Genomic DNA, 12,339 nt, shown 5'->3' with positions numbered 1-12,339 from the left:
CGGCGGAGCTGCGGGGTGATCATGAATCTGCCCCAGAAGACGGTGACACCGTGCCCACTCCGCTCCTCGACCGCACCTCACGCGAGACTTCGAGTCCGCCCCGGCGACGCACCCGCACGATGCTCGCAGGAGCGCTGACAGCTGCCGTCGCGCTCACGACGGCGCTGACAGCCGTTCCTGCGTCGGCACTGGCCGACGACGCTCCGCTCCTCGCACAGTCCGCGGATGCCACGGACGCTCCTGTCATCGCCGACGACATGGATCGCACGGTCGACTCGGGGTGGGGGTCTTCGCCCGACGGCCCATGGCGTGTCGTGGAAGCGACGGCGAGCGTGACCGGCGAGCAGGCGCTGCTCGCGAGTCGCAAGCCGGGTATCACCGCCAGGGCCACCATCGACGGTGCCGTCGCCGCTGATGTGGACAGCCGGTTCTCGCTGACCGTTCCCGAGCTGCCCGTGGGAGGGCCGCTCTACCTCTCCCAGGCGGTCCGGGTGTCCGGCGCCGACTCGTACGGGGTGCGCGTGCGCGTCCACCCCGACGGCTCGGCCTACGTATCGGTCGTGCGGCTCACCGACCTCATGCGCGTGCAGCATCTGGCCGAGCGTCGGCTTCCCCTCACCGTGACGGGCGGTGACACGCTGACGGTGGCGTTCAGCGTCGCCGGCACGAGTCCGGTGGCACTGGCGGCCAAGGCCTGGGAATCGAACGCCGCGGAGCCGGCGGATTGGCAGGTGACGTACTCCGACGACTCGAACGCGCGGATTCAGTCCGCAGGCGGATACGGCTTCGCGCTCTACACGTCCTCCGGGGCCAGGGCTGCTGTTCCGGTCGGAATCGACGACTTCGCGGTGACCGCGCTCGCGCCGTCCCCGGAGCCCACACCGGAGCCCACTCCGGCTCCTGAGCCCACTCCGACCCCCGAGCCCACTCCGGATCCGGAGCCCACCCCGACCCCGAACCCGTCTCCGGAGCCGACCCCGACGCCGTCACCTGAGCCCACGCCGGCTCCCGAGCCCACACCGACCCCGTCTCCGGAGCCCACCCCGACCCCGGCCCCTGAACCCGAGCCGGTACCTCCCGTGACGCCTGAGGGCCTGCGCGGCGAACCAGGGGCCAAAGCCCCAGGGACGCTCGTGTACGAAGCTCCGGCGACGGCCGTCTACGTCTCACCCGCAGGGTTCGACGGAGCCTCCGGCACCAGGAACGCACCGGTCAAGTCGGTCGCTGCCGCGCTCCGCATCGTCCCTAACGGGGGGACGATCGTCCTGCGTGGCGGCTCGTACCACGAAGAGGTCGTGGTGCCCGCGCAGAAGCGGGTCACCATCCAGCCGGCACCCAACGAGTCCGTGTGGTTCGACGGCGCCGAGCCGGTCACCGGCTGGAAGGCCTCGGGAAGCACCTGGTTCGTCGACGGCTGGAACACAGCCCTCGATGCGAGTCCGACCTACACGAAGGGCGCGCCCGACAACACGGCGGCGGAGTGGAGATTCGTCGATCCGGCGCACCCGATGGCCGCGCACCCGGATCAGGTCTGGGTGGCAGGAGTCCAGCTGCGCGAGGTCGCATCCGTCGCCCAGGTCGCGGAAGGCACTTTCTTCGTCGACGATTCCGCCAAGCGTCTGGTGATCGGAACGAACCCCTCGGGCAAGTCGGTCGAGGCGAGCGTGCTCACGCAGGCGCTCTCCATCCGCTCCGCAGGGACCGAGGTGCGCGGGATCGGAGTGCGCCGATACGCCACCAGTGTCCCGCAGATGGGCACGGTCATCGCCGCTGCACCGCACGTGTCGCTCACCGATGTGACGATCCGCGACAACTCGACCACAGGCTTCTACTCGTGGGCGCCGGCGACCACGCTGACCCGTGTCTCCCTGATCGGCAACGGTCTGCTGGGCGGCGGCGCATCGCAGGCCGACGGACTGACCGTGACGCAGATGCTCTCCGTGGGCAACAACATGGAGCACTTCAACGACGCACCGGTGTCCGGCGCGTTCAAGGTCACCCGCACCAGGGGGGTGACCGTCACGGACAGCGCGTTCACCGGGAACGACGGCCGCGGACCATGGTTCGACGAGTCCGTCCTCGATATCGCGTTCACCGGGAACGATGTGATCGGCAACACCGGGCATGGCGTGATGGTGGAGCTGTCGGAACGTGCGGTCATCGCCGACAACGTCATCGCCCGAAACGGAGAGTTCGGCCTGTGGGTGCTGAACTCCGGCAGCGTCAAGATCTGGAACAACACGCTGGTCGGCAACGGGAACCGGAACATCAGCATCGCGATGGACGCCCGCCGCGCCTCCGACCCGAACACGCCGGGGCACGACCCGCAGACGCGGTACGCACCCGAGGCGTCCTGGATCACGAGGAACATCGTGGCATCGAACAACATCGTGGCCGAGAGCGCGGGCAACTGCCTGGTCTGCGTCCAGGACTTCTCCTTGCAGTACACGGGTTCGCAGATGATGTCGAGCGTCAACGGAAACCTCTATCACCGCACGTCACCGGGCACCCCCCGCTGGTTCTCCGCGTGGTCGAAGGGCTCCGTCTCGAGAGACCCCGCGGTGACGGATACGCTGGCCGCGTTCACCGCGGCCACGGGGCAGGATCGACGGTCGCAGTTCGTCGAGGGAGCCCCGGTGGTCGACGCCGGCTTCGCCCTGCTGCCGCAGTTCGCCGCGACGCAGGCGTCGGTGGCGGTGCCGGTGCCGTCCGACATCGCCTCAGTATCGCGACTCCCCGGCAGCAGCACGACACTGGGAGCCCTGCCCCGGTGACGATGTAAACATGGGTTCTCTTCTCGCTGTCGGCGCGCGTGCGCTGACGATGGTCATCGCGCTTGTCTGCGGCGTCATCACGACCCGGATGATCATCGGCGGCGCCGGCGTCGACAGCTTCGCCCTGTACACGTTGTTGACGACCATCCCCTCGCTGCTGACGTTCACAGACCTCGGCAGCGGCGCGGTCCTCGTCAACGCTGTCGCGACCAGCACGAACGTGCGCACCGACGAGAAGCTGCGGTACCAGCTCACCTCCGTCGGCCGGGTGCTGCTCACCTTCGCCGCCACGGCGATGGCGATCAACACGGTGCTCGTGCTCACGGGTGCCTGGGAGCTGGTGTTCGGTGAAGCCGGAGGGCGACCGGGTGCCTCGTTGGCCGCTTTCTACTGCGTCACGATCTTCTGTCTCGGCATCCCGCTCGGGGTGTGGGCGCGGATCATGCTGGGCCAGCGTCGCAACCACATCGTGATCCTCCTCCAGGGGCTGATCTCGCCGCTCACGATGACGGGCGTCTGGCTGATGCTCACCTTCGGTGGCGAGAATCTCCATTCCTTCGTGGCGATCGCCTCCTTCGGCGCGTCTTTCCTGGTATCCGTGCTCGGCATCCTCATCACGGCTCGCACGACTTCGCCGCTGATCCCCTCGGCCGCCCGGATGGTCCTGCATCCTCGCCGCTACCCGGGCGTGCGGGTGATGGACGTCGGGTGGCCGATGCTCGCCCAGATGGTGACGTATCCGATCGCCGTCGGCTCGCAGCGCTACGTGATCGCTCAGCTGGGCGGACCCACCGACGTCGCCGAGTACGGCGTGGCGGGCCAGGTGTTCTTCGCCCTCAACGGACTCGTGATGGCCGGTGGACTCGCGCTCTGGCCGCACTTCGCGAAGAGCCGCCACGACGGTGACCTCCGGCGTGGGCCGTTCCTGCTGTCGGTCTTGTTCGCTGCGGCGATCGGCGTCGCGACTGTGATGGTGTGGCTCGTCGGCCCGTGGCTGTTCGGGTTCATCACCCAGGGTGAGCTGACGGTGCGCACGAGCACGATCTTCGCCTTCGGTCTGATGATCATGATGACTGCGGCCGTGTACCCCCTGGGGATGTTCATCATGGACAAGCCGGGAATCCGCTTCCAGGTGATCCCCACGCTCAGCATGGCGGCCGTGGGCATCACCCTCTCGTTCGTGCTCACTCCTGTGCTGGGCATCGCCGGACCCCTGATCGGCGTCGCCTTCGCCCTCGTGGTGTGCCAGCTGATCCCGTTCTCGATCTACATCGTCCGGAACAAGAAGCGGCTCACCGTGGGCGAGCTGGAACAGGTGTAGCGAGAGCGCTGACCCGCCGGCGGGTGTGGCAGACCGGGGTGCGGGTCAGCCCAGGAGATGCGTCGAGATGCTCGAGCGGTAGACCTGAGGCGCGTGCCTGCGCAGGGCCTCGGCGCGGCTGTCTGCGACGGTCGAGACGATCTCATCCCACCGGGCGTCGATGTCGGTCAGCGCGGAAGCGATCGCCTCCGCGTCGCCGGCCGCGACCAGCCTCGCCGTGCCGTAACCGCCTGCTGCTTCCCGGAGTCCGCTGCTGTCGCTCGCGATCACCGGTCGCAGGGCGAGGACGCCTTCGACGGCGGTGTTCCCGAAGGGTTCGTCGACGCGCGATGGCACGAGCAGCACATCGGCCTTCTCGAGGAACGGCCAGATGTCGGTGTGGAATCCGGCGAAGTCGACGGTGACCCCGGCCTCGGACGCCTGCGCACGAAGGTCGCGTTCGAACCACTCGTAGCCCTCGAACACCGCGCCGAGGAGGGTGACCTCCACTGCGCGCCCGGCGGAGTGGAGTCGTGAGGCCGCTGCGATCACGAGATCGGGGCCCTTGCGGGGGGAGAGACGCCCGATGTAGAGCACGCGGAGGGGGCCCTCTGTGCGGGGACGGGGAGACAGCGGGTGCGGGGGAGAAGCGACGCCGTTGTACACCACGTGCGAGCGCCGGGCCAGGGCGGGGAGCGCGGTGCGGATGGTGTCCAGACTGAACCGGCTGTTCACGAGGGTCTGATGGGAGGCCAGATGGGGGGAGTAGAGGAGAGCATTGACGATCCTGTTGCCCGAGGCCTCGGCTTCATGCACGTGGCTCACGGTGCGGACTCCGCGCAGCCGGGCGATCAGCGGCCACTCGGGGATGATGATCGTCGAGACGTACACGACGTCGGGACGCAGCCGGCCGATCAGCCGCCAGGCAGCGCCCAGCCCTCGGAACGTGTCTCGGAACAGCCTCGGCAGTCCGCGCGGGGTGAGCAGCACTTTGCGGAGCACGAGCATCGGCAGGATGACGACCTCTGCGCCGGCCGCACGCAACTCGTTCACGAGAAGGCCGGAACTCGGCAGAGCGACGATGACGCGCGCGCCCGATTCGACGAGGCCGATGGCACTCTCCAGGAGCATGCGATCGGACCCGAACATCTCGGCGCCGGGGTGGACGAGGAGGACGGTCGGTCGCTTCGACTCGTTGCTCACGAAGTGCTCGATTCGGCGCGAACGGGCGCCCAGTCCGTCGACCGTCGGCGTGCCCGCCTGGCGGAGGGGTGAATGGTCGCGCCTTCGGAGATCCGCTGCGCGAGTGCCTCGTACTCGTCCGCGACATCATCCCAGCGGAAGCGGGTGCGGGCGATCTCCTGCACGGCGGTGCCCTTGGCCGCGGTCGCTGCCGGGTCGGACTCGGCGGCCATCACCTGCTCGGCGACCTGGGCGGCATCCGCGAAGAACCACCCGTTGCCGTCGAGTACCTCGCGGTTGAAGGGGACGTCGAAGCCGATGACAGCGGTCCCGGCCCCCATGGCGCGCAGGAGCGAGGGGTTGGTGCCGCCCACAGAGTGGCCGTGCAGATACGCGAGCGCATTCGCATAGAGCGCATCGAGCAGCTCTTGGTCGTAGACGCCCCCCACGAGACGGATGCGGTCGTCGCCGTCCGCCACACGCTGGATCTCCTGGGTGTAACCCGCACTGTAGGGCGCCGAGCCGACGACGACGAGCGGGAGCTTCGCGTCGCTGTCGCGGTAACCCCGGACGATCTCGAGCACATGGTTCTCCGGTTCGAACCGTGCGACGACCAGGTGATACCCCTCAGGAGTGAGGTCCATCTCGGCGACGCCACGTTCCGGGAGCTGGTCGAGGATCGGGGCGCCGTAGCGGATGAGCTCGGTCGGAACGTCGAACTGGTGCCGGTAGTAGTCGGCGATTCCGGGCGCATCCGCGATCAGCGCATCGGCCGTGCGCACCCCGAACTGCTCAGCCCAGCGGTAGTACGCCTTGCCGCGCGGACCCCACTTCGAGCGTCGCCATTCCAGTCCATCCATGTGCAGGGCGACCGGCGCGCGGCGCAATCGCAGCAGGGGCAGGAACGGGGAGTTCGCCGCGTTGAAGACGAAGGTCGCATCCGGCCGCCGCCGGAACATGAGGTGCAGAGCCGACAGCCCCGTGTGGCTCAGCGTCTCGATCTGCTTCACCGGGATCGCGGGAAGGTGCACGACCCTCATACCGAGGTACTCCTTCTCGCGCCGCTCGGAGCCGCGGGTGTACACGACGACATCGTGTCCGCGGTCGGCGAGACGGCGTCCGACCTCTTCGATGGCGGTCTCGAAGCCGCCGTATGCTGCGGGCACTCCTCTGGTCCCCACCATCGCGATGGTGAGGCGGTTCGAATTGCTCATCCGATCAGTATGCCCCGCTGGGCTGCACCATGACCTTGGCGGTGCGCCACATGATCTGCAGGTCGTTCATCACGGACCAGTTCTCGACGTAGCGCAGGTCGAGCCGGACACTCTCGTCCCAGGAGAGGTCGCTCCGACCGGAGACCTGCCACAGCCCCGTGATCCCCGGCTTGATGTACAGGCGACGGAAGACGGTGCCGTCGTAGGCGGTGACCTCGCTGGGCAGCGGCGGCCGAGGCCCCACCACGCTCATGTCGCCGATGAGGACGTTCCAGAACTGCGGCAGCTCGTCGAGAGAGAGCTTGCGCAGCACTCGGCCGACCCGGGTGACGCGGGGGTCGTCCTTCATCTTGAACAGGAGTCCGGCGCCCTGGTTCTGCTCCTTGAGCAGGGCGAGCTGCTGCTCGGCGTCCGTCTTCATCGACCGGAACTTGACCATCTTGAACCGTCGACCGTCGCGGCCGACCCGCTCCTGGAAGAAGAAGACCGGACCGGGGGAGTCCAGCTTGATCAGCAGCGCGAGCACGGGAGCCAGCAGCGCGATCGGAATCAGCGCGACCGTGGCCACGGCGATGTCGAGGGCGCGCTTGAGCAGGTGCTGGCCACCTTCATAGGTGGGGATCTGCACCTGGATCAGTGGCAGTCCCTCCACCGGCGCGAAGGAGATCCGCGGACCCGCGACGTCGGTGAGGCGACTCGAGAGCACGAGCTCGGCGGCGGTCCCTTCCAGCTGCCAGCTGAGCTGCTTCACGAACTCGGGCTCGCCCTCGGGGCGGCTCGCCACGATGATCGTGTCGGCACCGACCTCGGCCGCGACCGACGACACGGAGTTCACGTTCCCCAGGACCGGGAACCGCGTGTCGTCGATCACGATGTCGCGAGCGTTGCCGTCGAGCAGCGTCGCGCCGACCACCTGGTAGCCGGATGCGCCGATCGGGTGCAGCGTCCGGACCACATACTCCACGTCGTCCCTATTGCCGACGACGAGGGTGCGGGAGGCGAACCTTCCCTGGGATCGCTGCTTCTGCAGCCAGTGACGCCACAGCCACCTGGTCACCAGGAGAGTCAGCACACCGACGGGCAGCCCCAGCAGCAGCGTCAGTTGCATCGTCTTCCAGGCGAGCAGCACCGCCACGATGGCGATGATCCCGAACGCGAGTCCCGTGGCGTGCACGACGCCGCGGTACTCGGTGGCGCTGGCGCGGAACAACGCGGCGTCCCGCGTGTGTAGCGCGCTCAGCAGGAGGTACCACAGCGCGGCGAGCGGAATGCCGTCGCGCAGGACCTCAGGCCCGGAGACGCCGTTCGCCAGCTGGATCGTTGCTGTCAGACCGAGTGCGAACAGGATGACGGCCGCATCCGTGATCCGCAGCTGCATCCGATAGCGACGTTCCCACTGACGGCGCCGTTCCAGAGTCGCCGAAGCGCGCGGCGTGACCACCGTGCGCGTCACCGACTTCGTGGCTCGCGGAGCCGCGACCGGCACGAAGCCCGTACGAGCGATGCTCAGGGCATCCTCGACGGAAGTCATGCCGAGGCCCCATGAGCCGTGAATGTACGCAGAAATCCCCAGTGCGACATGTGTTTCCCCAGTTTCCCCAGACCATGAACCCCACGTTCACGGCTTTCGTCTGCGTCCCGACCCCTCGGGTCCTGCTGAGACTCCCCATGATTCCCACATCACGGAGTGCGTTCTCACCGTCCCACACGGTGATCGCTGACAGCAGGCACTGCAGACTCGAGCTAGTCTAGCGGAACACGGGCTCCACCGGAAGGTAATTCTGTTGATTGGATGAACGGCGGCTGCGGGAGGCGGCCGCCGGAGGGCTATCCTGTCGCGGTGACCGCGAACATCGACCGTCCACGCTTCCAGCTTCGAACCATGCTGCCGCGCGACCCGGCGCAGCCGCATCGCACCGCTAGTCCGCTCGAGCTCTTCTTCGACCTCGTCTTCGTGGTGGCGGTGAGCATCGCCTCCGCTCAGCTGCACCACGCCCTCAGCGAAGGAGAGTTCCTGCACGGCATCACCTCCTACGCGATGCTGTTCTTCGCGATCTGGTGGGCCTGGATGAACTTCACCTGGTTCGCCACATCGTTCGACACGGACGACTGGCTCTACCGCGTCACGACCTTCGTGCAGATGGGCGGCGTCCTCGTCTTCGCCGCCGGCATCCCCCGAGCGTTCAACGAGGGGGACTTCACCGTTCCCGTGCTCGGGTACGTTGTGATGCGCGTGGCGATGGTGGCGCAGTGGCTGCGGGCGTCGCGGTCGGCCGGTCAGCTGCGGTCGGTGGCGCGACGGTACGCGTTCGGCATCGCTGCCGTCCAGGTGCTGTGGATCCTGTTCCTCCTCATACCGACCGGCCCCCTGCAGCTCGCCGCGTTCGTGCTGTTCGCCCTGATCGAGATCAGCGTCCCGGTGTTCGCCGAGTTCCGCAAGCAGAATCCGTGGCATCCGCATCACATCACCGAGCGCTACGGACTCTTCACGCTGATCGTGCTCGGCGAGAGCCTGCTGGCCTCGGCGAACGCGATCATCGATGCACTCGACAAGGTCGAGAGTCTCGGGCCGCTGATCGCGATCTCGGTGTTGACGCTCGTCGTGACGGCGTCTCTCTGGTGGATCTATTTCTGGCCGCCGCATCACCGTGCCATCTCGAGCTTCGCGCGGTCGCTGCGCTACGGATACACGCACTACTTCGTCTTCGCGGCGGCGGCCGCCTTCTCGGCGGGCATCGAGGTGGAGCTCGACGTCCTGACCGGGAAGAGCCATCTGTCGAACATCGCCGCATCGTTCACGGTCACCATCCCGATCGCGATCTTCCTGGTGGGCATCTGGTGGATCGCCATCCGTGAGAACGCGGATCGTGTCGTGAACACGGTCGTCCCGGTCGCGGCGGTGCTGGTGCTGCTCGACCCCGTGCTGCCGGTTCCGGTGACGCTCACCGCCCTCATCCTCGTCGGAGTCGTGGTGGTGCTGGTGCTGCGTCCGCCGGTCGATTCCTCACACATAGAGAAGGCATAGCGGGCGCAGGAGCGCCTGATCGGAAGCTCCGCGACGCTGGTGGTCATCACCAACAGTTCGTCGAGGAGGAGAGCATCATGAGCATTCCGGAACCCACCCAGACCCCCGATGGTCCCGCGTACGAGGGGAGGCTGCTCGATCGTGTCGACGAGGAGGTCGTCGACCAGGGGGCGGCCTTCGACATCCGCACCCTGCTGAGCCGGCGCGGTGTGCTCGGCCTCGCGGGGCTCGGTATCGGAGCCGTGGTCCTCGCGGCCTGCACGCCGTCCGACTCGGTCGGAGCTGCGACGTCGACACCGATGCCCAGCACGACGTCGACATCGGATGGCGAGTCCGTGAGCGTCGATGAGATCCCCGACGAGACGGCGGGGCCGTATCCGGGGGACGGGTCGAACGGGCCCGATGTGCTCGAGGACGCCGGCATCGTGCGTCAGGACATCCGGTCCTCGATCGACGGCGGAGCGACGGCGGAGGGAGTGCCCCTCACCTTCGAGCTGCGGGTCATCGATCTGGCGAACGGAGGCCTGCCTTTCGCCGGTGTCGCCGTCTACGCGTGGCACTGCACCGCCCAGGGAGAGTACTCGATGTATTCCTCGGGGCTGGAGGACGTCACCTACCTGAGGGGTGTGCAGGTGGCGGACGCCGACGGCAGGGTCTCGTTCACCTCTGTGTTCCCCGGGTGCTACTCGGGCCGCTGGCCGCACATCCACTTCGAGGTGTATCCGGATGTCGGCTCGATCACCGACTCGACGGCGGCCATCGCCACCTCGCAGCTGGCACTTCCGGAAGCGGCATGCGCGGACGTCTACGCCGAGTCGGCCTACGACGGATCCGCGAGGAATCTGTCGCAGATCACGCTGGCGAGCGACAACGTCTTCGGCGACGATTCCGGAGCGCTGCAACTGGCCACGGTCACGGGCGGCGTGCAGGGCGGGTATACGGCGACGCTCGTGGTCGGCATCGATACCGAGACAGCTCCCGCCGCGGGCGGAGGTCAGGGCGGGCCAGGCGGCGGCCGGCCGTCGAGCTGAGCCACATCGGGGCTCCTGAGGTCGAGAGGGGAGATCTGCTATGCTTGTCGAGCAACGTGTGTGCATCGCCCCTCTCGGCCGCCACGTCGCCACTGATCAGGGCCATCACGGACCGCGCACATCGATGCGTGCGGAATCCGCCCTCGGTCTCACATCTTGCGGAGCGCCACGCGTGTCCGCCACACAGCAATGAGTATGACCATGAGCAGCACCACACTTCCCCCTTCCGACCCGTTGACCTGGAAACAGGCCGACGTCGATGTGCACGTCGCGACGCGCGGCGGCGAGTTCGCCGGCTTCGTCGAGTTCGACGGCAGCGCGCACCTCGTGCGCGACAATCACGGCACCGAACTCGGAGTCTTCGATTCGCTCGATGCCGCCTTCCGCGCCCTCGAAGACGCGAACCGACCCTCTCGGTCGACCCCCGACTTCCCCTCGATCCTTCCGCGAGCGTGGCGACGCCGGACCCGACGCGCGCGGGCCTGAGCCGCCTCGGACATCCGCAGCCGGGCTCGGCTGAAGGGTCGGCGAGAGGTTCCGATGTATTCCCTGACGCGTATAGAGCTAGGGCTACTGTGAGGTAAGCGTTGGGCAGCTGCCTTGGGCTTTCACAGCTCAAGGGCTCCGATCGTCAGGAGAAGATCATCTCCCTCACACAGATCGAACCGACCGCGGCAACGCTGGGTCCGATTCGTCAGACGTATTCCGGCAACGCAGACTTCCCTCCCATGGCGAAGGCGTACAAGCAGGTTTCGCAGGTGGTCAAGGAGACCGGGCTGCTGCAGCGGACCCAGTGGTTCTACATCTTCGTGGCCACCGGCATCGCTGTCGCGCTCGGCGGTCTCATCACCGGCTTCATCCTGCTCGGCGACAGCTGGTTCCAGCTGCTCATCGCCGCAGGGCTCGGCATCGTCCTGACGCAGATCGCGTTCCTCGGGCATGAGGCCGCGCACCGCCAGATCCTCTCCACCGGGCCGGCGAACTTCAAGCTCGCCCGCATCGTGATCGCCAGCATCGGCATGAGCTACTCGTGGTGGGACTCGAAGCACACCAAGCACCACGGGAACCCGAACCAGGTCGGCAAGGACCCCGATATCGAAGTCGACACGATCTCGTTCCTCGAGGAGGATGCCGCCAAGTCCAAGGGCCTGATCAAGCTGATCACCCGCAAGCAGGGCTGGCTCTTCTTCCCGCTCCTCACCCTCGAGGGGCTGAACCTCCACTTCCTCGGCCTGAAGTACCTCATGACGACGAAGAACGTCAAGGGACGCTGGACCGAGCTGAGCATCATTGCGCTTCGGTTCGGCCTCATCCTGGTGCCCGTGTTCATGATGCTCCCCCTCGGTATGGCTTTCGCCTTCATGGGGGTGCAGTTCGCGGTCTTCGGCGTCTACATGGGGGCCGCGTTCGCGCCTAACCACAAGGGGATGCCGATCATCGAGCCCGGCGCCCGTCTCGACTTCTTCACCAAGCAGGTGCGCACCTCCCGTAACATCAGCGGTGGATGGTGGACGACCTGGCTCATGGGCGGCCTCAACTACCAGGTGGAGCACCACCTCTTCCCGAGCATGCCGCGACCGCACCTCGCGAAGGCGCGGGAGATCGTTCGCGACTACTGCGCGGCGAACGACGTGCCCTACACGGAGACCAGCCTCGGTCGGTCCTACATGATCGTCATCGAGTACCTGAACCGGGTCGGTCTCTCCGCCGGAGCCGATCCCTTCGACTGCCCGGCAGTGGCGCAGTTCGGCCGGGGGTAGCCCCCAGACATCACCGGGCCTGATCAGTCCGGGAACGACAGAGGCGCGAGCAG

The 12,339-nt window shown here is 67.4% G+C and carries 9 protein-coding genes; 6 read left to right on the top strand and 3 right to left on the bottom strand.

Annotation, left to right across the window (positions count from 1 at the left end):
* Positions 1-50: 50 nt before the first annotated feature.
* Both AAY78_RS19655 and AAY78_RS01710 read left to right on the top strand, forming a co-directional pair.
* Positions 51-2,774 (top strand): right-handed parallel beta-helix repeat-containing protein, encoded by a 2,724-nt coding sequence (locus AAY78_RS19655; RefSeq protein WP_156172591.1) that lies wholly within the window; start codon positions 51-53, stop codon positions 2,772-2,774.
* A gap of 10 nt (positions 2,775-2,784) precedes the next feature.
* Positions 2,785-4,095: a lipopolysaccharide biosynthesis protein gene (locus AAY78_RS01710; protein ID WP_046746651.1), complete on the top strand. Its 1,311-nt coding sequence runs from the start codon at positions 2,785-2,787 to the stop codon at positions 4,093-4,095.
* 45 nt (positions 4,096-4,140) lie between these two features.
* On the opposite strand, the gene AAY78_RS01705 is transcribed toward AAY78_RS01710, so the two are convergent.
* From AAY78_RS01705 to AAY78_RS01695, 3 genes are read right to left on the bottom strand one after another with little or no spacing between them, the layout of a single operon-like run.
* Positions 4,141-5,277: a glycosyltransferase gene (locus AAY78_RS01705; RefSeq protein ID WP_046746650.1), complete on the bottom strand. Its 1,137-nt coding sequence runs from the start codon at positions 5,275-5,277 to the stop codon at positions 4,141-4,143.
* Positions 5,274-6,470 carry a glycosyltransferase gene (locus AAY78_RS01700; protein WP_046746649.1) on the bottom strand — a complete coding sequence of 399 codons (1,197 nt, stop codon included), beginning with the start codon at positions 6,468-6,470 and terminating at the stop codon, positions 5,274-5,276. The genes AAY78_RS01705 and AAY78_RS01700 overlap by 4 nt, the downstream gene beginning before the upstream one ends.
* A 4-nt stretch (positions 6,471-6,474) precedes the next feature.
* Positions 6,475-8,001: a sugar transferase gene (locus AAY78_RS01695; RefSeq protein WP_046746648.1), complete on the bottom strand. Its 1,527-nt coding sequence runs from the start codon at positions 7,999-8,001 to the stop codon at positions 6,475-6,477.
* Between the two features lie 351 nt (positions 8,002-8,352).
* On the opposite strand from AAY78_RS01695, the gene AAY78_RS01690 reads away from it, so the two are divergent.
* The 4 genes from AAY78_RS01690 to AAY78_RS01675 all read left to right on the top strand — a co-directional run bounded on the left by AAY78_RS01690 (position 8,353) and on the right by AAY78_RS01675 (position 12,286).
* Positions 8,353-9,495 (top strand): low temperature requirement protein A, encoded by a 1,143-nt coding sequence (locus AAY78_RS01690; RefSeq protein ID WP_046746684.1) that lies wholly within the window; start codon positions 8,353-8,355, stop codon positions 9,493-9,495.
* A 77-nt stretch (positions 9,496-9,572) separates the two neighbouring features.
* Positions 9,573-10,526 (top strand): intradiol ring-cleavage dioxygenase, encoded by a 954-nt coding sequence (locus AAY78_RS01685; RefSeq protein WP_046746647.1) that lies wholly within the window; start codon positions 9,573-9,575, stop codon positions 10,524-10,526.
* A 201-nt stretch (positions 10,527-10,727) separates the two neighbouring features.
* Positions 10,728-11,012 (top strand): hypothetical protein, encoded by a 285-nt coding sequence (locus AAY78_RS01680; protein ID WP_127011755.1) that lies wholly within the window; start codon positions 10,728-10,730, stop codon positions 11,010-11,012.
* Positions 11,013-11,167: 155 nt separating this feature from the next.
* The gene (locus AAY78_RS01675; protein ID WP_331454392.1) at positions 11,168-12,286 is read left to right on the top strand and encodes a fatty acid desaturase family protein; all 1,119 of its coding nucleotides are present in this window, start codon (positions 11,168-11,170) and stop codon (positions 12,284-12,286) included.
* Positions 12,287-12,339: the final 53 nt, after the last annotated feature.

Source organism: Microbacterium sp. Ag1, assembly GCF_001005635.1.
Taxonomy (GTDB): Bacteria; Actinomycetota; Actinomycetes; order Actinomycetales; family Microbacteriaceae; genus Microbacterium; species Microbacterium oxydans.
This window is presented reverse-complemented; position numbering and strand designations above follow the sequence as displayed.